Below are 21049 nucleotides of genomic sequence, written 5' to 3'. Positions count from 1 at the left end.
GTGGATGGCGTCGCGATTTTACCGTTGATTTCTCGGCGATCCAGGAGGGTGTTCAATGAGAATACAAATGATGATCCGATGTGTGCCGATGCTATTGATCGGTATTTTCGCCAGCACGGCCTCCGGTCGATTGATTCCAGGCTGGCCTTACGAAAGGCTATTCAAGGAAGCCGATCTGGTTGTCATTGCAGTCCCGGTAAGCGAAAAGAAAACGAATGATCGGTTTGGCGAACCACAGGAAGAACACCTTCAATTGAAAGTCGAAGGAGTTCAAACAAAGTTTGAGGTCCGGCACATCCTCAAAGGAAAGGCAGACGGAAAGCATATCAAAATGTTGCATTTCCAGTTCGCCAAGCCAGAAAAGAATGAAATCGTCGTCATAGAAGACGGCCCAATGTTCGTGGCAATCCGTCTCAAGGGCCTGACGGTGCAAGAAAACAAAGATACCCTTTATCTGCCGCCACCGGAATATCTATTGTTCCTTCGTCGGCAGAAAGACGGGCGGTATGAGCCGGTGTCTGGCAGATACGATCCTGAATTCGCCGTTCGAGAGGTCGCCAAACCTCTTGATGATACGTTTGGGAAACGCAGATAATGTAAACGACCGCCTAACGTTTCAAGCCTCCGGCTTTTTCCCTTCCCGACGTTGAGCCAGCATAAAGTCATACAACCGTTTCGTGGCTGGCTCCCATTCTCCCCGTTTGGTTCTGGCGATCACATCCATCAGGAATACAAACGCTGGTTTCGGCAGCAGCCCCTTTTCAAAATAGCCCTTCAGCCGTTCCTCGCATTGGGTGACCCGTGACGGGTTCTCGCTTCGCACGGCCGTGTACAGGGCGTCCACTGTCTGGAACACCTTGTCGTCCACGCCCATTTGCGGCGGTCGGCGCCACCACGACACCAGCAACACAATGATGACAAGCCCGGCCAACCCGGCCAGCGCCAGCCAAGCGATCCGGTCGCGGGGATTGGCTTGGGTGTCAGTTGCCATTGGTTTCCCCTCCGTCGCGGGTGGAGAGGGCCACCCATGTCAGCGGTTTGGTGAACGTCGAGGCAAACCGGACGGAACCGTCCCCCATGAGGATGTTGCAGCCGTTGCCGTGTTCGCCCCACATTTCATCGGTGTGGCCGAACGGGTCGTTCGGGGCATGGATGATGACCTCCGGGTGGTCGTGGGTGTCCGGCCCGCTGTGGACGCCGACGAGGCAACCGGCCGCGTTGTTTTCGGAGGGCCACGGCCGCAGATCGAGCCTCGGCGGGGTGACCGCTCCGGGAACCACACCCACCCATGTTTTGTTGCTCAGGATTGAACTGTGTTCGCCAAGAAAGACGGTGTTGGAAAGCCCGTCCGTCACGGCAGCCACGGAGGTCTTGGAGTTGCGGTAAAAAGGGCCGTCGATCCGGGCGAGTTTGTTGCCGTTCTCGGGAATCGGTTCCGGGATGTCGAAATCGAACGAGTAAGCCGGTTGCCGCCCCCACGGCTGATGCACCCCGGCGTTGGTGACATAGTGGCTGTGGGCAAACACCACCCGGTTTCCATTCGAGAGGGTAATCGGCACACCGTGTCGAACGTCGGCCCCTTCTTTCTGGACTTCAAAACCGTCGCTGCCGCCGGTCGCGGAGGGGCAGAGGAACGCGGCCACCTTGGTCTTCACGGCATCGGCATTTTGCGGCGCCCAGCACCCGGCGTTCATGTCGAAACGGCGAAAGAGATTGTCCTGTTCCAGATGCGGCAACAACAGCGTGCCCCACCCCCAACCGGGGAGGCCGTTACCGTTGTCGTCCGGGTAAGAGACGCCAAACGCTGATCCGACGGCCCTCGTGTCCGTGGTCTGGTACGCGGGGGGGAATTGGCCGTTGATTCCCTCGTAATTGTGAAGGGCCAGCCCGAGTTGCTTGAGATTGTTGGAGCACTTCATCCGGTTGGCCGACTCCCGGATTTTTTGCACGGCGGGGAGAAGCAGGCCGATGAGAATGGCGATGATCGCGATCACCACCAAGAGTTCAATGAGGGTAAATCCGTTACGCTTCGGCATAGTGAACCATGTGGTTAGTTATCGGCAATAGTTTTATTAGGTTAAGCTAATTGATTTGTTTGTCAAGACTCATAATTCGAGAGATGGTGAGCCGAAAATGCGGAAACGGGAAATTGCCCGGAACCGAACTGTAGTCGTTACGCACATCGGATCACCAAGTTAGTAAGCTGATTTCAGCCAACATCCCCGACGGTTTGCGAGTATCCCATGTCCGACGTGGCGGCCCTGGCCGGCAAAATCATCTCGAACATCGAGAAGGTCATCATCGGCAAGCGGCCGCAGTTGACGCTCGCCTTGGCGGCGTATCTCTGCGAGGGGCACATCCTCCTCGAAGACGTGCCCGGTGTGGCCAAGACGATGTTTGCGCGGGCGCTGGCCGTCACGGTCGGCTGCACCTTCAAGCGGTTGCAATGCACGCCGGACTTGCTGCCGACGGACATCACCGGCGTTTCCATCTTCAACCAGAAGACCACCGAGTTCGAGTTCCGGCCCGGCCCTCTCTTTGCCCAGACCATCCTCACGGACGAAATCAACCGGGCCACCCCCCGCACCCAATCGGCCTTGCTGGAGGCGATGGCCGAACGCCGGGTGAGCGTTGACGGAAAGACCTACACCCTCAAAGCCCCGTTCATGGTGATTGCCACGCAAAACCCCGTCGATCAGGAGGGCACCTTCCCGCTTCCCGAGGCCCAGTTGGACCGTTTTCTGGTGCGGCTCAGTCTTGGCTATCCGACCTTGGAAGAAGAGGCGAAGATGCTCACCCGAATGCGGACCGGCCATCCCATCGACGACCTGCAAGCCGTGGTGAAGGCCGAAGACATCCTCGCGGCCCAATCGGCCATCCGCGAGATTCATGTTGATGACAAAGTGCGAAACTACATCCTGCAAGTGGTTCACGCGACCCGTTCGCATGAAGATGTGCTGCTCGGCGGCAGCCCGCGGGCGTCAATCGCCCTGTACCGCACCGCCCAGGCGATGGCGGCCATCGGCGGCCGTGATTTCGTCCTGCCGGACGATGTGAAACGGATGGCCCAACCGGTGCTGGCCCACCGCGTGATCCTCAAGCCCGAAAGCCGCCTGAGAAAACGAACCCCTTCCTCGGTCGTCACCGAGATCCTCGGCGACACCTCCGTGCCTGTTTTGAAGGAAGCGGAAGCCCTGAAAAAAGATTATTTTTGAGAAGAAGCGAAGAAAGAGAACAAATCAGGGCAGCGGGCCGTGACCGAAGATTAATGTCGAAGATTGGCCGGGATGCTCTGTCAATTCCCGGCCTTGAATTGCTTGAGAACCATCACGCGCGTTCCGTTGCCGGAGGACATCTTCACCAAGCCCGCCGTCGGGGCGAACCAGAGCGTGGTGAGGCTGTCTTTGTCCGCCCCGATTTCCACGCGGATCGTCTTGAACTTTCCCGCCGGAACTGTCACTTCCTCTTCCTTGACGATGGTGTGGGAAGTCTTGCCGTTACCGGACATCACGTCCCACGTCACCCCGGCCTTGGCCGGCAGTTTCAACAGCAACACGGGTTCGGCCAATGTCTCCGGTCCGAGGGCGACCCGGAACAGGCCGTCTTCCCTCACGGCAATGGTGGTCACGAACGGTTCCGATGATTCGTGGTGGCGTTCAACGGTGACCAGCGTAGCCCTCTCCTTCTTCTCCACTTTCGTCACGCGATCCGTGAATTCATTGGTCGCCTTCCCGTCAACCTGCGTCTCGTAAACGCGGGTGTCCCCCATGACCGTGGGAAAGTAAACCGCCGGGTTGTTTTTGGGCGCCGGCGCGGCATAACCGGTGGTCGCCAGCAGCAGAACAAACATGGTGAGGCGCATGATGGCTCCCGAGGGAAAGGGCGGGGATCATCATACCCGAGTGAGAGGAGACATGCGACCTGCTCCGGCAAATTGAACAGAACAAGAGCGGATCGCCCGGCCACGACATGACGTCGTTGGTCAGATACAATTTCAACAGACAACTTGGGGCGAGACCCACTGTGAACACGGGAACGGACCAGTTCATCGGCAACGGAATGTATACCGTCGCGGAAGCGGCGTTGTATGCTGGTGTCCGCACGCGCCATTTGAATCGCTGGATCTTCGGGGACGGCCAGAGCGAGGCCATCCTTCGCCCGCAATTCGATGGCAAACAAAAGTATGTCAGCTTTCTCGATTTCATCCAGGCGCTGGCCATCAAGGAGATCCGGCTTCAGCGAAAGATCCATCCTCGCAAGTTTCGGCAGGCCATCGAACTGGCCGCGAGCCGGGGGGTTGAATATCCGTTCGCCCGAAAGCACTTTACCTATCTGTTTGGGGATGATCTGTTGCTCAAGTTCCCGAATGACGGGATCATCGAAGCATCCGGCCAGAGAATGTTGACGTTTGTTGAAGCCTACATGCACGACCTGAGTTTCGGGCCGGACGGGCTGGCCAACAAATTCATGATTCACGAAAGCAATGGCGTGAAGATCGTGATGGCCCCGGAGGTCCGGTTCGGCGAACCCTTGCTTCCGAGCGGATATTCCGCCCGGACAATTTGGGATTCGATCAAGGCCGAGGGGGGCATCAACGAAGCGGCGCGGGAATACGGGATTCCCGCCGCCGAGGCGCTGGCGGCTTACAAATTCTTCTCGCAACGACTCGGGGCGATTGCGTGAACGCTCCGCCTCGCTTCCTGTTTGACGAGTGCGTCGGCAAGCCACTGATGCTCGCGTTGGAACGGGAGGTTGGCAGTCAATTCGAGTTCGTTCATCTCTGCGATTATTTTCGGGCAGGCATCCCCGACAACGAATGGATTCCCCAGGCGGCCGGCGGGAATTGGATTGTGGTCACCGGCGATTCGGGCAAACACTCGGGCAAGGGAAAGAAACTTCCCGATCTTTGCCGAAATCACTCCATCACGCACATCATTCTCGGACCGAAACTGCATCATCAATCGGGGATGACCAAGCGGATTGTCATTGCCGATTTGTGGCCGCTGATTGAAACGCTGCCGGGGGAGCCCGCCGGATCAAGATACCGAATCGTTTTGCGGACGGTGGCAGGAGTGTCCGGGTATCGATTGGTTCATGAAGTGGCTTGATCTGCGCGAATCAGACGGACGATTGATAACAAAAACATTGAGGTCACTTTCCCGCCTTGAACTCCTTGAGCGCCAACGTGTGCGACCCTTTTAAGGCGGACATTTTCACCATCCCCACCGCCGGGGCGAACCAAAACGTTGAGGGGTCGTCCCGCTCTGTCACCATTTCCACCCGGATCGCCTTGAATTTGCCTGCGGGAACCGTCACCTCCTCTTCCCGGATAACGGTGAATGTTATCTTGGTGGTTTCGGTCTTCCATTCCCAAGTCGTTCCTTCCTTGGGCGGCAGTTTCAGGATGGGCGACGCACTGGTCAGCGAATTCTCGCGGGAAACAACTTGGAACAGGCCGGAGTCCGCCACGGCGATCGTTCTCCTAAATCCTTCCGTTTCTGGATAAATGCGTTGGATGGTGACATAGATGACACCGTCTTTCTTTTCCACGTCCATCACGCGATCTGTGACGTCGCCATATTCCTCTTTGCCGTCGGTCAGCCTCTCGTAAACAAGTTTGTCCCCGACGACGGTGGGGAAATAAGGGGCTGGCTTGTCTTTTGGCGGCGGCGCGGCGACGCTGACGGTCGCCAGCAACAGAACGAGCATGGTGTGGCGCATGGTGTCTCCCAAGAATTGGATGACGTCATCATACCCCGGCGGGCCGGCAAACGCATGCGAGATCACACCCCCGCGTTTCGGTGGCTGATCTCCGGGACGGTCAAAAAGCCCCATTTGAGTTCTTGGTCTTGCGTGTAGTTCTTGCCGAGAGTCAATGCGGTCACGGCCTTGCAGAGTTCGTAGCCGAGGTAGAAGGAGTGAGCGGGGTCGAGCTTGGAGTCGGCCGCCAGCATCTTCTCGAACAACTCGAAGGGGTCGGCGCCGCGAACGTAGATGTCGCCGTTCATGACGTGCAGTTCGCCCCGCTCGGCGAAGAGGCGGTAGTTGCGGTCCTTGATCGTGCTGGCCAAATGCGTCAGGGTTTCCTCGCCTTGCTCGGTTAGCTTGGCTTCACGCAGGATGGTCAGGCCGGCGTCCACGTGTTTCGGGAGCGTCTTTTCGGTCACGGCGTGGTGCATCAATCGGCGGGCCAAATCGAATTCGCGCACAGCCGTGCGGCACCAATTAATCACTTGCGTCGTCAGGATGCTGCGGATGCCGGTCTCCTGACAGAAGCCGGCGAGGAGGGTGTTGATCCCGGCCGAATCGACTTCGGTCAGTTCCGTCAGGTTGCCGACGCCCATCATGATTTCCGTGTCCGGCCAGCGTTTTCTCGCCTCAAGATAGCGGCCTAGCGAGGCGGCGAAGCCGTGGCCGATCGGTTCGAGGATGGGGTCGATGCGGTGAGGCAGGCCGTGCGATTTCAGGAAGCTCACGGTTTCCGCGAGAGATTCGGTGTCCGTCGGCTGGTCGGGGATGGCCACCACTTCGGACCCGTGGCGTTCGTGCCAGCCGATGGCCAGTTCCCGGTTGGAACTGTTCACGCTCAACACCAACTCGGCCCCGGCGGCGAGGGCGGCTTCCACTTCCACCGGGTTGAAACTGTCCACCGAGACGCGATGACCGGCTTCCCGTAGTTTGGCGACGGCGTGGCCGATGTCCGTCCAAGTGGTTCCGGGATCGCAGCCGAGGTCAATGAGGTCGGCCCCGTCCCGACGATAGTCGGCGGCGATGGCGAGCAGCTTTTCCGGGGAGAGTGTCGGGGCGTGGTTGATTTCGGCAAGGATGTCGATGTTGTGTTTCCCGTAGTCGGCCGGGCGTTTTCGGCGTTTGCCAAAGAACTCCGGCAAGTCCCGCAGGTCGCGCGGCCCCCGTTCGATGCTCGTCTCGGCGGGGAGAGATATCTTCCCCAACTCTCCCCGGCAATAGCCCGGCAGAATCACGCGGTTGGTGTTGTCGGCCACATGCAGACGGCGGCCGACCCAATCGGTCGTCAGCAATGCCGCCACCGTGATTGGCATCACCGCCACTTCGGCCTCAAAACCAACCGCCGGGGCGAGATCAGCCAGCACCTTCCGCAAAGAGGCTTCCGCAAGTTTGCCGGTGACAAACAGAATTTTCGGCATGAGTTAGAGAGAAGAAAATATCAAATTCATTGATCGAAAAGTTCTTATGTTTGCCGAAATTTCATGGCAAAAAGGCCGGGCAAAATTGGACACATTGGACACACTAAAAGAAAAAGAAAGCCTCGTTTGGGCGTTTTCACGGCGGGCCAGATGGCCGACGATGTCTTTTTATTCACAATCCGGGCGGGCAAAGGTGGTTTCTCGGATGAACAGTGCCCTGATTCAGCCATCCGCTGATCGCTTGATAAATGCTTCCCCGTTCTTAAACTCATCAATGATGGGGATGGGGTTCCCCCGATAACCGCTTTTTGAAGCTGATGACTCCTACCATTCACAAGTCGTCGCCGCGAAGGCGTCGGCCAATGGGGGAGCTTGCCGTGAATTTCACAACTTGCTTGCTGGTGGCGCTGGGCGGGGCAATCGGGACATTGGCCCGATATGGCGTGGCGTCGTGGGCCTTGCCCGTCAGCAAAGAGTTTCCGTTCGGAACCCTGATTATCAATGTCGCCGGTTCTTTCATCATCGGGTTTTTCGGAACCCTGACGCTGGCTGTCGGCAAGTTCCCGGTCTCGGAAAACACCCGCCTGTTCGTCATGGTGGGGATTTGCGGCGGCTTCACCACCTTCTCCTCGTTCAGCCTGCAAACCCTCGATTTGCTGCGCGGCGGCTCTCCTGTAAAGGCGATACTGAACGCGGTTCTTTCCGTCGTCCTCTGTCTGGGGGCTGTCGCCATCGGCCACTGGTTGGCCACGCGGCTGAACGGCGACACGCCCCAGATTGCTCAATTGGAGATTGAAGAAGAGGCGTGATTAATGCAAAAATCAAACAGCAACATTTGCAAATGATTTCAAGAGCCCCACTGCGTCAGCAGTGGGGGTGGCCGTCACACTCGGAAAACAACCCCCACCGCTGACGCAGTGGGGCTCTTGATGATCTCACACAAGTTGCTCGTTGATTTTGCATTAGGGAGTGTTGGCGGCCTTTGCCTTCAAAATCCGGCCACTGGCGGGTATCCCAACACCTCCGCCTCCACCGCGTCGTCGCCGGTTCCGGCGGTGAGTTTTAGGCCGGTGTCTTGATGGCCCCGGCGCAAATAGCCGATGGCCACGGGGGCTTTCAATCGGGGGGAGATCACCGAACTGGTGACCAAGCCGACTTCCTGCGTGTCGCGGTAGAGCTTGGTTCCGGCGGGGAGGGGGTGGACGCCGTCGGTTTTCACGCCGAAGAAACTGCGGTTCACGAAGCCGGCGCGGTCGCGGGCCATCACGATTGGTTCTTGGCCGAGATAGCAACCCTTCTCATAGCTGACGGCCCGCAGAGGGCGGGGGACTTCCATCACGAAGCGGTCTTCGCCGATGTCGATGCCGTAAACCGGCGTGCCGGCTTCCACGCGGAGGATTTCGTAAGCCTCGTCGCTCGCGGCGGCGGCCCCCGAGTGAAGAAGCAACGTCTTCATCTCTTCGGCCTTTTCCAATGGAAGCACGATGTCGAAGCCCGGCAGGCCAAGCGGGTCGTGACGGCGGATTTGGGCAGTCACGCCATTGGGGAACGTGCGCTCCATGTGCATGAATTCCCCAATGTCCGGCACCGGGGAGCCGAGGGCTTTCCCCAGCACGGCGGCAGCGGTTGGCCCGGCGAGATGGAACTGGGCGAAGTTTTCCGTGTGGTCCATCAGTTCGACGGCCTCGGAAATCAGGTGCTTGTCGAGATGCTCGAACAGCTTGCGGTTGAACCCGGCCGTCACGTCCAGCCAGAAGGCATGTTTGCCGTTCACCAGCACATGATAGATGAAAGCGTGGGCGAGCACCTTGGCAGTGGCCGAGCAGAAATAGGCTTCGCAACCACCGCCGAGGGGAAGATTTTTGATGTCGTTGGTGGACAGGTTGTGGAGGAAACTCGGGGCATCCTTCCCGGTCAGTTCGATCTTGCCCTGCGTGGAGCGATCAAACAGCACGGCGGCCGCGAGGGCGGTTTCGTATTCGGCGGCAAACTTGGTCATGACTGGCTTTCTTCCGTCTTGGGAATCGTGACCCAATTAAGCTGGGCGTCCGGCAGGTGAACGATCTTGCCCGGTTGATCGAGCAATGCTTGAAGTTCCTTCGGGCCGGGCAACGGCGTGGCAAAAACCTGGCTGACGGTATCCGGCCGGATTTCGGAGGCGAGAAACAACTTCGCCCGGCTCGCGGCCATCGCCCAGCCAAGGGCGGCCTGCATGTCAGCGGGCTTTTCTTTGGTCAGCCGTTTGATGGCGTCCACAGAGTGATCGCTTTCCCGCAACAGGAGGAAACCCGGCCCGAGTTCCGGGTCGGCATCGCTGAGAATCACCACCCGGCCGCCGGGTTTTGCCACTCTGGCCCCGGCCATCGCGGCGCGGGCCAGATCCTCGAAGGTGTGCTTCAGCGGGTCGCCGCTCAGGGTGGCGATCACCGTGTCGGCCCGTTCGGGGATTTCACTTCGCCAGAGCGATTCCACCCGTTGGCCGCATTCCACCATCGAATTTGGCAAGCCGGCCGACACTTCCAGCAGGCATTCGCCCGGCCCCTCGAACACATGAATAAACAATGGCAAGCCGAGCAGCCAAATCACTTCCGTGGCGGTCTTGTCCCCGACGTATTCTCCTTGAAGGGCGGCGGCGCTGACGGCCCCTCGGCTGGCTTTCTGATTGTCATCGTCGGACAGGGCGGGATACACCAATCCCTCGGCCCCGGTGATGCCCAACAGCGGATGTTCCCGGCGGGCCGAGAGGACGATCACCTGATCGGCATCCACCAGCGTGCGGTTCATGTATAACCGCCGGCCGTTTTCGGATGTGGCGAGGTAGCTGAGCTTTTTCCGGTCGTCCGGTTGATGGATTTCCGCTTGCAGATCGGCGAATTCATCCCCCAGATGATCGACCCAATCTTGGGCGGACCCGGCCGGGGAAATGACAGTGACCGCTTCCGGGGGAATCCCGGCCGAGGCCAGGTATTTAAGCGTCCCCTGAATCAACTTCGCCAGATCGGGAAGCCGTTCGTCAACGACGAGGGCGATCTTGTCGTCCGGCGTCATCGCGCGCCGCAGCGGCTCAAACTTGATGGGGTGATCCATCGCCCGATAAACAGCCGCCTCCGCATCATTCAGGGGAGCGGCCGTTGGGCCGGGGCGGGTGACGAAATCCGGCTCGCGGACTTCGACATTCCAATGATTCGATCCAATCGGCAATTCCAGGTGCATCGTGCGAAACTCTCGTCCTCTCCGGCTGTAACCGGTAATTTATTGATTGTATCTTTTGAAGACGCACGGGGAACAACCGGGCGAAAGATGACCTGCTCTCTTGAAAGGCAACCTCACCCCCCTCTCCTGACAGCTGACGACCCGACACTTTTTTGAGGAGAGGAAACGAAGGGGCACTCATGAGTTTGTAGACCGGCTTTGCCACAAGTCTGTCCGCGAGGATCTCATGAGTGCCTTCGACGTTTTGCAGGATTGGCGGCGATGTGTCGGGAGCGGGCTGCTGCCCGGTTTTCATGCTCGGCGCACGCCTGACACGGGCCGGGGAGCGGCGACGATTCGATCCCCACCGTCGGCGACGACTCAGTTTCTTCCAACTCGGCCTCATGATGCTCCGGGGCGCCCTCGCCCAGGCACGCTATCATGAACTCCGACTGGACCGGCTCTTCCTCTATCCCACCTAGACACCGAAAAAGTGTCGGGTCCTCAGCTCCTGACAGAGAGGGGGAGCAAGAGGGTGGAAATTTCTGTCAAAGGCTTCCGGTCTTCCCCGGCCGGTTTGGTTCCCCCTCTCCGCGCCGGAGAGGGGGTTAGGGGGTGAGGTTTACGACGGGCACCCCACGCACGCCATCCCATTCCAAACTCCGCTCTCAAACCACCCGCTTTTGACAATCCTTGAAAACTCAATCCCCTGCGGCGCAACTTCAAAACTTGCGCCGCAGGGGATCATCGGTGTGAAAGCGAGGGGGTCACTGAAAGCACGGACTCGAAAACCTCACCAGCGAAACTCCAGGCCCGCGTTGATGCCATGTGCCCAGAACGAGGTGGTTTGGATGTCGGCGCGAGGCACGCCGCTGTTGGCGCCCGGAGAGAAGGTGATATCGCGGAAACTCTGCGCGGCGGGGAGGCGATTGTCGAGCTGGCTGGCGGCGCGAGCCACCGAGCTGACGTAGAGGTAATTATATCCCACCGTGGCTCGCATCCATCTGGTGACGTTGTAGCCCGCCTTGATCTCGACATCGGGGATCACGCAAAACTTGTCCTGGGAGCGGACGCCGCTGTTGGTCGGCCCTGCGAAATACCCGCGGGACAGGGAGGAATCCGGCAGGACCGCCCGGTCGAAGTTGCTGAAGCCGCTGCTCTCGACACGTTGGTGCATGTCGCCCATCGCCAGTTTCCCGGACAGCGCCAAACTCCAGTCGCCGGACACATATTGTCCGCGCAAACCGGCCTGGCCGCCGTAAAACTGGTTGCGAGCGGTGAAACTGTCCGTGGTGGTGAGCCGGTCCGTGGCCGTGAATCCCAAGCTGGATGGGAAGAACGGACCAACGGCGCCAAATCCCGTCGAGGACGTGGTCAGATCAAAAGTGTCCCGCAGATCGAGGTAGCGGAAGCCCGCGAGAGCCTCCAGGCGAAAATTGTCCTCGCGCAAGAGGCTGGCCACGGCGTTGCTCTCCGCGCCCCACAACTGGCTGGCGAACCTCATGTGAATGGAGCCGGTTTCGCCCCCGGTGACCGGACCTCCGGGGATACCCGTGGGAATGGCGATCACGGCCAACTGCCGGGCGCCCGTGCCATCAATGAACGGGATGCCCAGAAGGGGGGAGCCGGCCGAATTGCTGGAGTAATTTTGCGACCGCGTGGCGGTGTCGAACAGAAAGGCGGAGACTTCCACGCCGAAGGTCCGGTCACGGTCCAGCCAGGCGCCTGCCGTCAACCGGAGGCCGGACACCCCGGTAATGCCCGACGATCCCGAACCCGGAATCGTCCGCACCGAGGAGGAGGGCACGAAGTCGTCGTTAAACGTTCCGACCCCGTTCGCGGTCGCCACCACCGGAACATTGGTCTGCTGGCCCTTCATCCACCAGTGCAGGTAATCCGCGCCGACCCAGATTTGATCGAAGTCGCAAGCCCCTCCGCCCGCCCCCAATGCGGACCAATCCGCCGCCGGTTCCTCGCAAGCCCCGACCTTGGTCGAAACAACCTCGGGAGTCTTGGCCGGAACTGTCTCGGGAGCCGGGGAATCAACCGTCGAAGAGACGGGCTGAACCGACCGGGCCGGAGCGGATTCCGAAGGCGGCGAATCACCCAATGAAGGCCCGGACTGGGCTTTCCCGGCGTTGGCCAGAGACAGCATCACACAGGCGGATGCGAAGGACCGTTTGAACATGGAAGCTTCCTTGTTTCCATTTGTTGCGAAATCCCCGTGAGCGGGAGGGTTGTGAATCTATCGTGTGAAGCCGACGGGACATTGACGGCCGAAGGAATCCGGCGGGTAACTACCCGCCGCCGCTATCCTTTTAACCGCCACATGCCATCGAACCCTCACGCGGCGTCGCCTGCGCAACCGGCGGAATACAAATGATTGGAAAATACAGAATTGGCGACAGGGTGATGGGCGCCGGTTAGACGAAGCCGGCCTTCATCGGCGGATCACAAAGCGAAGGCCGCGACACAGTGGATGCCAAAGACAACAAAGCCCAACATATTAATCTGTCCCGCACATTTGGGGTACTTCTCGCGCCAAGCATAGTAGAGCGATGAACTGAGGATCACTGCGGCAAAAGGAATGGCCAGAAAAAGCAAGAACCACAGGAACAGGGAAAGGCCCCTCAAGCCGGGATCTTTGGCTTCGGGGGGTTCGTCGTCGCCCCGTCGTTCTCGGGCAAGGAGACAACCGCACTTCGGGCACGAGATCGCATGTTCCGGTACTTTGTGTCCGCATTCCGGGCATTTAATCAGTGTCATGAATAAGAACCTTCCCTGCCCGCAGCCCGCAAGGACAAAAAATCCGCGAGGATGTCGGATGGTTGATAAAGATACCCCGCTCGGCTCATCCGTGCCCGGATTGACAGGGTTTCAACGGACGATGATTCCGACAACAAACCGGCCGCGGGTTTCGCATCCGGCAATCGGCGAAGATGAGACGGCAGGGTAACGGGCATGATGAAATGCCCGGAGGATGCGGGGTATTTTAGGGGGCCGGCGAGCCGAACAGTGTAATCTGTCTTCATGCCGGCTTCAAAGCCGTTGCCGGTCAAAGGATTTTGACCGGGCAATTCCAAGAATAACGAGAAGTGTCTTGTTCCACGTTGGAATTGTGATTGTCAAACCGGCTCCCGATGTTTTGAAATCAAGTATCCGGTAACAGGTCAATTCCATCAAGACATCCTTGCAAGGATAATTTGGTTAGAGAATCTGGGTGATTTGGTTCGCCGAGTCCGCGCGAAACTCAAAATCAAATGCCGGCCAAAGGATGCCGACTCGATTGAACAACATCTGAACGAGCGCGGTCCGATCAGACAAAATCGACACTTGGAGGTTATACTCCTTTCCGTCATCACCATTCACCAAAATGTCAAAATCTGTCCCGCTGTCCGAATTGTTGATGACAGTGAGTCTATAGCCGGCGCATGTGATGGATGAATCACCGGCCGCCTGTCTTCTCTTGGCCATTTTCATGATCTCCTGAAAAAGTTATCGACGGATCGGATTCGGCAGGTTACGCAGATAGTTCAAGTCGGCCTTGATGCGGTGAAGCGTTTTTGGCGCGGGCACCGGAGCGTCAGGTGGAAAATCGTTTGAGTAGAGCCGAACCTTGGCCCCGACCAAATCAAGTTCGGTGTAACCCGTCGCCGCCGGACTCCACGGGCGAGTGCTGAAGGCAGTTGTCGGTTCCCCGTCAGGCACATTGACTTTCTTCCCGTCTTCATCAATCCGGGTGGGGATCCGTTTGAGAAAGACGCGAATTGTCCTGCCATCCGTAAGCTTCGCCACCATTGTCGCATCACCACTTGGCACGGGCATGGACAAGTTGAGTTGGGCGGTTGTCAGGTCCCCCGGTAATGTCGGAATGATTGGCATGCCATCTTTGAGATTCGTTTTCACAACCGAGGTGACGGACAGGATTGTTCCTTCGTAAGCGCCAGGCGGAGCTGCCTCCGGCCCTCGAAGAAAGGTTGTTGTCATGGCTAGGTTAAAAAATTCTTGCGATGCCTCCTTGGGCACCCAATAATATTTTTTACATTGCTTGCGAACAATATGAGCGGCGCATCCCGGATCGTCATCCGAAACCATAAAGAGAGTCGGATCACAGGCGAATTTAATGTAGGCCTCATAGACGTCATTCTGGTCAGTCACCGGATTGGCGACAAAGCTCATGGTCCGTGATCGTGTGGCACTTCCTCCCGGCGAGAACATGGTGGCATATGTTCTCTGGATTGGATCAAACAATTGCTCGGTCAGTGATTGGCTGCCGCCAAGAGTAGCCCCGAGTTGATCATTGTCTTGCACGGTGATGTCGGCGTAGGCGACTTGGACGAACGGTAATTTGTCATGAGCACGGATCAAATTTTCCATGATCTGCTCGGTGTACATTTCATCAACCGCTTGCCGCAAGTTATTCCCGTCTTGGGCAACTTGTCGACTCAGGCAACCGCTCCCAAACGAAGAGACAATCGCCATCAAAACGGTGAAAATTCGTGTGGCAAGCGACATAAGCCTGTGCCCTCATGATTCTACAGTAATTTGTCAGAATAACTTGCGAGTGATGAAAGCGACTGATAATCGCTGGTCCTGTGGCTTGTATCGACTTCAACGACGGCAGACTTTATCAGGCATTGGAATGTTTTGATTTGTTGTTTGCCCGCTTTTGAGGTCAATCGTGAGCACTTTTCGTCCCGCTACCCACGGGCTTGCCGTTGGATCACCGGATTTTGTTGTGGAACTCTCGACAAACTTCTGAAAGGATTTCAGCCTCAGCGGCCATCCGTCGGATCATCCAACACATATTCCACCTGATGCGCCTCCGCGAGCGTTGGCACTTCCAGCTTGTCGAACAACCGTTCCCATACTCCCACGGGGACGGTTTTTTCCCGTTCGCGATTCTGCCGCCGGATCACCGGGATGGGGGGCTCGACATAGATGATTCGCGTGCGCGCCTTATAGTCGGCACACAGATCAATCAACCGGTTCCGCATTCGCCGGGTGATGTTGGTCGCGTTCCACACGAATGGTTGTTTCTTGCGGAGGTGTTGCCGGGCAAGATCGTAAGCCTTCGCGATCACCGCGCTTTGGTCGTCCCGTGGATCAACATCCAGTTCTTCGCGGATCTCGTCCAACGAAATGGCATCCAAGCCTTTGCCGGTGGTTGTCAGCCATGTGCTTTTGCCGCTGCCCGGTAGGCCGGCCAGCAGGGTTACTTCGCCGGCGGTGTCGTCGTACAACTCGGCCATCGGCGAGTTGTTCTCGTTGCGGAAATACATGAACCGGCTGTGATCGTTCGCAAACGGATACGGGCCATCCCAACATCCGGTCTCCCGGCAAAAATCGGGGAAGAGGCCGATGCGGGTCATCGTGTCGTCGTTGGGGGTCAGACAAATCCGGCCCCGGTGATCGGCTTCCGCAAGGATGGCCAGCAGGTCGAGCCGGGCGGTCATCCCGCCTTGAATGACTTTGCGTTCCGGCCGGGGATGATTGAGGAAATTGGCCGGGAGACCATGATAACGCACTTGGGCCAGGATCTGTTCCCGGATCGCAAACGACGGCGAATGGAAAGCCGGATCATCAACCAGCAACCGCCGGGCCTTGTGAACCCCCTTTACTGAATGTCCCGGTGACCGCACCCGGCCATCTTCGATGAAGGTGCATTCCGGCTTGGCGATGTCGTGCAGGATCGTCCCGGCGAACACGATGTGCCGATCTTGCTCCGGCAATTCCCGGAACGCGGGCAATTGGGCGAGTTCCCCAAGGACCATGCCCAGGTGCGTCAGCACATCCCCCTCCGCATGGAAGATGCTGTCCTGCGGGCACTCGGCCAGCGGCTCAAGCCACGGCAACTCCGCAACCAGAGCGGCCATGTCAAACTTCCAGTCCGGCCCTGCCGGGCATCCGGGGCATTTCCACACGCCGTCCACGACTGATCTCCTTAAAAGGCAACCTCACCCCCTAACCCCCTCTCCTGAAAGAGAGGGGGAACCAAACCGGCTAGCGAAGACTGGAAACCTTTGACAGAGATTTCCGCCCTCTTGCTCCCCTCTCTTTTAGGAGAGGGGCCGGGAGTGAGGTTGCCTTTTTCACCCGAACAAATCCACATCATCGGCCAGCCGGTTGGGGATCAACGGGCGATCCTGCCAGTGGCCTTCTTCCGTCAGCTTTTGGATGAAGTCTCGTCGGACCCATTTGAAGCGGTCCCGCACGATGCCGTCTTCTTCGATCTTGATGTACAAGCCTTCCATCAGATCCGTCGGGTCGGTTTGCCGGAGGGCGGTTTCGACATCCCACCCGGCCGCTTGTACATCTTCGATGAGGCGTTCGCGGGCGTGGGCGGTGCGAAACGCGGATTCGGCGACCATCTCGATCAGGGCCTCTTCCCCTGGAAATTCGCCGGAGTAAAGAACCCGCACGGGGACGACGGCCAAGCCATCCAGCAACTCGGCCCGCCGGGGAGTGTCGAGAAATTCGCCCGTCTCGGTGTCGAGGATGTCGAACTCCATCCAGTAATGGGGCAGGGCATCGTACCAGACGGTATGCTTGGCGTAGAGCCATTCGCCGTAGGCGATGTGTCTTGTGCCGAGCCGTTCAAAAAGCGGCTCGCTCCGGACGGCCGCCCATTGCTTGAAGAGGTTGAACTGCCGTTCCCTCGGCCCGCCGGTGAGATAATGTCCCCGGCTTTGCAGCCATACCCGCCCGGTGTCGTCAAAGGAAAGACCGGAGTTGGCTCCGTCCATCTTCTCCTCAATGACGACATGCCGCCCCGCCAGTTCGGACATGGCCACGGCTTCCAAATCCTCGTCCCCGGCTTGAAGCCGCGAACCAACAAGATGCCGGGTCCGGGGATACTTGCGAATCGGTTTCATGGAAAAGCCTCCCCCGCAACGGCGACGAATCAACCGGGGAAGACACGGATCGGCGAAGAAGGTTCAAGGAGAACGATCAAGTGGTGACGGTGAAAAATGCCGCGACATGGAGTATTCGCGGCTCACACCAATGGAAATGATCCGAGATTCAAGTGATTGATGTTTCGGCTGATGTTCCCGGCTTGATCTCCCGCACCCCTCCATTCGGGCGCCTCATCAACATCGCCGCCGCCCAATAAATGAATTCGACGCCCCACGCCACACATGCGGCGTAGAAACCGGCCACATAAGCGGTCTGGTCTGGTTGCGGGAGGCGGTCTTTGAAGATCAGCCAGTCGGCCAGATTCCCCCAGGCGGTGATGAATGCGAGGATGACCGACATCATGAAGCCCGCGAACGGATGGCGGTTTCTCCAGACAATGCCCAGCAGGAAATTGGCGATCAGCGGCGACGCATAGAACGCGAGGTTGCCCAGATTGGCCGGGCGAATGGCGTTGTCAAAGCGGGTTTGGTCGAGGATTTCTTGCTTGTTCATGCTCTGGAAAGCCAGAATGCTCGCCAGACCGACCAGAGTGATGAAAAACGCGGGAACGAGGAAAAATCGCATGGATTGTGCGGTGACTGGTTCTCACCACGCCTTTTCGTAAACGCCCTGTAATTCCGGTTCGCCGACGGTGCGGGGATTGAACCGGGCCGTCCATTGCTCGTTGGCTTCAAGGGCCAGCAGCGGCAAAATCGTGTCGCTCACCCCCACGTCCCGCAGCCGGGTGGGGAGGCCGGCCAGTTGCACCAGTTCTTGAATCCGCCGGGCCACCATCTCGGAAACAGGCTCGCCGTTGAGCGTCACCCCGACCGGCGGCAGTTCTTGGTACAGGTGATCCACGGCCATCGCGTTGAAGCGAACCACATGCGGCAGCAACATGCCGATGGCCGTGCCGTGGATGACGCCGTAATGGGCGGTCAGCGGGTTGGCGCAGGAATGGGCGATGCCCAGCATGGCGTTCTCGATGGCCACCCCGGCGAAGTGCGCCCCCACCTGCATCGCCCCGCGGGCGGTGAGGTTGTGCGGCTCCCGGAGGACCGTCTCCAGGTTGGGTTCGAGGTATTGCCAGGCCGCCAGCGAATAAAGTTGCGAAATCGGGTTCCGCCGGGTGCAGACATACGATTCCACCGCGTGGGCGATGGCGTCGATGCCGGTGACGGCCGTCACGCCCCTTGGCTGGGAAAGCGTCAATTCCGGGTCGAGGATGGCCACCCGGAAGGCGGCTTTCTTGTCCCCGCAGGCCATCTTCATGTGCGAGGATTCATCGGTGATGAGGGCGAAGCTCTGGGCTTCGCTCCCCGTCCCGGAGGTCGTGGGGACGCCGATGGAGGGGAGCATCGGCTTGGTGGCCTTGCCGTGCCCTTTGTAGTCGGCCATCCGGCCGCCGTTGGTGTAAATGAAATTCACACCTTTGGCGCAGTCCATCGAACTGCCGCCGCCGATGGCGACGAGAAAATCGACCTGGTGTTTGCGGGCGAACTCCACGCCGACGGCCACGTCCTTCGTGGTCGGATTTTCCTTCACCGCGTCGAACAGGAAGACTTCCAGCCCGGCTTCCCGGAGCAGTTGCTCGGCCCGCTGCGGATGACCGGCTTTTGCCAGCCCCGGATCGGTGACAAGCATGATCCGGCGGCCGCCATGCTCGCGGGTCAGTTCCCCAAGGCGAGTGATGGTTCCGGGGCCGAAGACGGCCCGGTTCAGTGGTTGAAAATCAAACGGAGGAGGCACGACGGCCGGCCTGTTGGAATGCCCGCTGGCGGTAAAGATGTGTGAAGAGGTTCCCTTCATGCGGTTGATCCCAAGTCAGCCGTGTTGTCGGAGCGGGGCCGATGTTCAGCCGCTCGATCAACGGGCAATCCAAAAGACTACGAATGAAGACCGGGTCCTCGGTCAGGGCCATGACCGCGAGGGAGTACCCGACTCGTTTTAGCATATCGGCCTGCGGACATTCCACCACGCTGGCGTAGGGGAAAAGAAACTCTTTGTTCGTCAGCGGGTGATCGACGCTTTGCGTGTGAACAATCGTCGGCAGCACCCAGGCGCAACGCCCTTCCCGCACCAGCCGGGGCGTGCCGCGAATCCGCTCGGTCACGTCCTCGGCGCCCGGCGTTTTCAACCCTTCGTCCACCATGCCGGAAAGGGCCACGCCCACGTCCGGATTGCCGAAGGCGGCGATTTCCGCCTTGGGGTCGTCCCACGCACGAGCCTCGACCTTCGCCAACCGGGCGGCGACGGCCTCGGCAATCGCCTTGCCGTGCCGGGGGGTCCAGATCGCGGAGATGTTGATGCAGGAACGCCCGCCGTTCGCGGAGACGCATTCGACCATTTCGTCGATGTAGTCCGCGTAATTGTCGGCCATGTCCTCGCCAATGAGGATTTTGCTGTAGCCCGGCCCGTGCAATTCGACGCGGTGATCGTTCTTGTAACTGTCCGTCGTCCGGGCGTCCCCGAAGAGCATCGAGCGGCCCGTGGCCCGGAGAATGTCGCCGGCTCCGGCGTGATCGGTCGGCAGGAAGTTGATGGCGCTGGCGGGCACCCCGGCCTTGAGGAAGGCTTGCAACACCCGGTGCGGCGTCCACGGTTCTTCCCGGCCCGGCTTCAACACCAGCGGCGTTTTGAGGGCGATGGCGGGAACCCACAGCGAATGCACGCCTGGGGAATTGCTCGGCAGGATGGCCCCGAAGGAGTCGGTCGTCGGGTAGAAAGCGGCCATCCGGCCCCCTTGCATCCCGAAACCGTTGTCAATAATCGAGAGGTCCAGCCCGCGAGTCAGCCCGCCGAGAACCTCTTCGACATTCCGCAACACGTATTCCACTTTGGCCGCGTTGCGACGGCAAAACACCATCGGCGAACCGGTCGTGGACGACAAACAGCGGATGTAATCATCATACGTTTGTTGTTGGTCGCCGATCGGCAGCGTGTCGTTGGCGAAGTAGTCGGCCGCCTTGGCGTACATGGCGATCAAATCCCGGATGGGAATCTTCGCCAGTTCCTTTTTGGCGCGGGCCATCGTCGAGAGATCGCGGTTGATGGCGATGCTGCTCAACTGGCTCACCTCGGCAATCGGTTCCCCCGTCGCATGGTGGACCAGTGTGGTCTTCTCAAAACTGACGTAAGGCTTGCCCAGACGCAACGCGGGAATGTGCAGCATGATTTCGATGAGGTAAGTTACGGTTCGGCGTAAACGCAGGCGACACGGTTTATGTATAGTCGGCGGGCGGCCGGAGGGCACACCGGGATTTTAGACGCTCGGGCAAGCGGACGCATTCGGAATGCGGAATCAGCCCCGTGAACGGCGGATGGAGACACGAAAGACACCAACCACAAAGACGCAAAGATCACACAAAGTTTCACAAAGAACAAAGCAGATCAGAAGCAAAGTAAAGAGCAAACCTGTCGAGTAAAACCAAAAAGAATTGTTTTCTTTTTTTGCTTGATGTCCTTCTGTTTTCACATTGTTCAGGGGCTTTCCCTGTGAAACTTTGTGTGATCTTTGCGTCTTTGTGGTTGGTGTCTTTCGCCTCTCAATCCTCACCCCGTCGGTTTCAAAGCGAGTTCCAATCGATGAAGCGTGGCCAGAAGGGTTTGCAACTCGGGGCCGGTCCGCTTTTGGAAGCCAAAGCGTTCTTCATAATAAGCCTCCACCAACACGACCGGCACATCGGCGGCGGACGCGGTTGCGGAGTTCCGTTGAAGCCGGTCGGAGACGGTCAGGGCGAATTCCATCGGGGTTTCGGAGGGGTTTCGCTCCATCTGATGGATGGCCAGCAAAT

General features: G+C 58.8%; 22 protein-coding genes and 1 riboswitch. Of the genes, 6 read left to right on the top strand and 16 right to left on the bottom strand.

The features are described from left to right. Window positions 1-67 precede the first annotated feature (67 nt). Window positions 68-595, top strand: coding sequence for a hypothetical protein (locus BGIM_RS0114780; protein WP_020470537.1), 528 nt, complete (start codon window positions 68-70; stop codon window positions 593-595). Between the two features lie 21 nt (window positions 596-616). Here the strand turns inward: BGIM_RS0114780 and BGIM_RS0114775 are convergent, their stop codons facing one another. Both BGIM_RS0114775 and BGIM_RS0114770 read right to left on the bottom strand, forming a co-directional pair. Continuing rightward, the gene (locus tag BGIM_RS0114775; protein ID WP_020470536.1) at window positions 617-991 is read right to left on the bottom strand and encodes a hypothetical protein; all 375 of its coding nucleotides are present in this window, start codon (window positions 989-991) and stop codon (window positions 617-619) included. Further along, window positions 981-2036: a DUF1559 domain-containing protein gene (locus BGIM_RS0114770; protein WP_020470535.1), complete on the bottom strand. Its 1056-nt coding sequence runs from the start codon at window positions 2034-2036 to the stop codon at window positions 981-983. The genes BGIM_RS0114775 and BGIM_RS0114770 overlap by 11 nt, the downstream gene beginning before the upstream one ends. 207 nt (window positions 2037-2243) lie before the next feature. On the opposite strand from BGIM_RS0114770, the gene BGIM_RS0114765 reads away from it, so the two are divergent. Continuing rightward, the gene (locus BGIM_RS0114765; RefSeq protein ID WP_020470534.1) at window positions 2244-3215 is read left to right on the top strand and encodes an AAA family ATPase; all 972 of its coding nucleotides are present in this window, start codon (window positions 2244-2246) and stop codon (window positions 3213-3215) included. Between the two features lie 80 nt (window positions 3216-3295). Here the strand turns inward: BGIM_RS0114765 and BGIM_RS0114760 are convergent, their stop codons facing one another. Next, the gene (locus BGIM_RS0114760; protein WP_020470533.1) at window positions 3296-3862 is read right to left on the bottom strand and encodes a hypothetical protein; all 567 of its coding nucleotides are present in this window, start codon (window positions 3860-3862) and stop codon (window positions 3296-3298) included. A gap of 161 nt (window positions 3863-4023) precedes the next feature. Between BGIM_RS0114760 and BGIM_RS0114755 the strand changes: the two genes are divergently transcribed. Both BGIM_RS0114755 and BGIM_RS0114750 read left to right on the top strand, forming a co-directional pair. Further along, window positions 4024-4683 (top strand): hypothetical protein, encoded by a 660-nt coding sequence (locus BGIM_RS0114755; protein WP_020470532.1) that lies wholly within the window; start codon window positions 4024-4026, stop codon window positions 4681-4683. Next, entirely contained in the window at window positions 4680-5108 is a 429-nt protein-coding gene (locus BGIM_RS0114750) for a PIN-like domain-containing protein (RefSeq protein WP_020470531.1), read from the top strand. Before BGIM_RS0114755 ends, BGIM_RS0114750 begins: the two co-directional genes overlap by 4 nt. A gap of 43 nt (window positions 5109-5151) precedes the next feature. On the opposite strand, the gene BGIM_RS0114745 is transcribed toward BGIM_RS0114750, so the two are convergent. Together BGIM_RS0114745 and BGIM_RS0114740 are read right to left on the bottom strand one after the other, a co-directional pair. Then, a complete protein-coding gene (locus BGIM_RS0114745) occupies window positions 5152-5721 on the bottom strand; it encodes a hypothetical protein (protein WP_157368997.1) in 570 nt (189 codons plus the stop codon). Window positions 5722-5783: 62 nt separating this feature from the next. Continuing rightward, complete coding sequence (locus BGIM_RS0114740) at window positions 5784-7166, bottom strand: DUF6513 domain-containing protein (RefSeq protein ID WP_020470529.1); 1383 nt, start codon at window positions 7164-7166, stop codon at window positions 5784-5786. Between the two features lie 270 nt (window positions 7167-7436). Next, window positions 7437-7500: riboswitch (Fluoride riboswitch) on the top strand. Between the two features lie 43 nt (window positions 7501-7543). On the opposite strand from BGIM_RS0114740, the gene crcB reads away from it, so the two are divergent. Further along, window positions 7544-7975, top strand: coding sequence for a fluoride efflux transporter CrcB (gene crcB, locus BGIM_RS0114730; protein ID WP_029630057.1), 432 nt, complete (start codon window positions 7544-7546; stop codon window positions 7973-7975). Window positions 7976-8154: 179 nt separating this feature from the next. Here crcB and BGIM_RS0114725 read toward each other — a convergent pair whose 3' ends face one another. Next, complete coding sequence (locus BGIM_RS0114725) at window positions 8155-9165, bottom strand: YgfZ/GcvT domain-containing protein (RefSeq protein ID WP_020470526.1); 1011 nt, start codon at window positions 9163-9165, stop codon at window positions 8155-8157. Continuing rightward, window positions 9162-10379, bottom strand: a complete 1218-nt coding sequence (locus BGIM_RS0114720) for a lactate racemase domain-containing protein (RefSeq protein ID WP_020470525.1) — start codon at window positions 10377-10379, stop codon at window positions 9162-9164. Before BGIM_RS0114720 ends, BGIM_RS0114725 begins: the two co-directional genes overlap by 4 nt. Window positions 10380-10609: 230 nt before the next feature. Between BGIM_RS0114720 and BGIM_RS62890 the strand changes: the two genes are divergently transcribed. Next, the gene (locus BGIM_RS62890) at window positions 10610-10840 is read left to right on the top strand and encodes a hypothetical protein (RefSeq protein WP_157368995.1); all 231 of its coding nucleotides are present in this window, start codon (window positions 10610-10612) and stop codon (window positions 10838-10840) included. A 311-nt stretch (window positions 10841-11151) separates the two neighbouring features. Here the strand turns inward: BGIM_RS62890 and BGIM_RS0114710 are convergent, their stop codons facing one another. From BGIM_RS0114710 to BGIM_RS65810, 9 genes are all read right to left on the bottom strand, one after another. Next, window positions 11152-12546, bottom strand: a complete 1395-nt coding sequence (locus BGIM_RS0114710; RefSeq protein WP_020470524.1) for a BBP7 family outer membrane beta-barrel protein — start codon at window positions 12544-12546, stop codon at window positions 11152-11154. Between the two features lie 263 nt (window positions 12547-12809). After that, a complete protein-coding gene (locus BGIM_RS68305) occupies window positions 12810-13124 on the bottom strand; it encodes a zinc-ribbon domain-containing protein (protein ID WP_020470523.1) in 315 nt (104 codons plus the stop codon). A 729-nt stretch (window positions 13125-13853) separates the two neighbouring features. After that, window positions 13854-14735 (bottom strand): hypothetical protein, encoded by an 882-nt coding sequence (locus BGIM_RS0114690; protein WP_157368993.1) that lies wholly within the window; start codon window positions 14733-14735, stop codon window positions 13854-13856. Between the two features lie 398 nt (window positions 14736-15133). Further along, window positions 15134-16234 carry an AAA family ATPase gene (locus BGIM_RS0114685; RefSeq protein ID WP_238537631.1) on the bottom strand — a complete coding sequence of 367 codons (1101 nt, stop codon included), beginning with the start codon at window positions 16232-16234 and terminating at the stop codon, window positions 15134-15136. A gap of 216 nt (window positions 16235-16450) precedes the next feature. Next, the gene (locus BGIM_RS0114680) at window positions 16451-17233 is read right to left on the bottom strand and encodes an RNA ligase family protein (RefSeq protein ID WP_020470518.1); all 783 of its coding nucleotides are present in this window, start codon (window positions 17231-17233) and stop codon (window positions 16451-16453) included. A gap of 148 nt (window positions 17234-17381) precedes the next feature. Continuing rightward, window positions 17382-17840 (bottom strand): hypothetical protein, encoded by a 459-nt coding sequence (locus BGIM_RS0114675; RefSeq protein WP_020470517.1) that lies wholly within the window; start codon window positions 17838-17840, stop codon window positions 17382-17384. Between the two features lie 21 nt (window positions 17841-17861). Further along, window positions 17862-19004 (bottom strand): iron-containing alcohol dehydrogenase, encoded by a 1143-nt coding sequence (locus tag BGIM_RS0114670; protein WP_020470516.1) that lies wholly within the window; start codon window positions 19002-19004, stop codon window positions 17862-17864. After that, window positions 18988-20427, bottom strand: coding sequence for an aldehyde dehydrogenase family protein (locus BGIM_RS0114665; protein WP_020470515.1), 1440 nt, complete (start codon window positions 20425-20427; stop codon window positions 18988-18990). Before BGIM_RS0114665 ends, BGIM_RS0114670 begins: the two co-directional genes overlap by 17 nt. A 380-nt stretch (window positions 20428-20807) precedes the next feature. Further along, window positions 20808-21049: DUF4129 domain-containing protein (locus tag BGIM_RS65810; RefSeq protein ID WP_193788980.1), on the bottom strand; the 242-nt coding region annotated here is incomplete at its 5' end.

The organism is Zavarzinella formosa DSM 19928 (assembly GCF_000255705.1).
Classification (GTDB): Bacteria; Planctomycetota; Planctomycetia; order Gemmatales; family Gemmataceae; genus Zavarzinella; species Zavarzinella formosa.
Note: the sequence above shows the minus strand (reverse complement) of the source record. Positions and strands in the feature narration are given on the sequence as shown.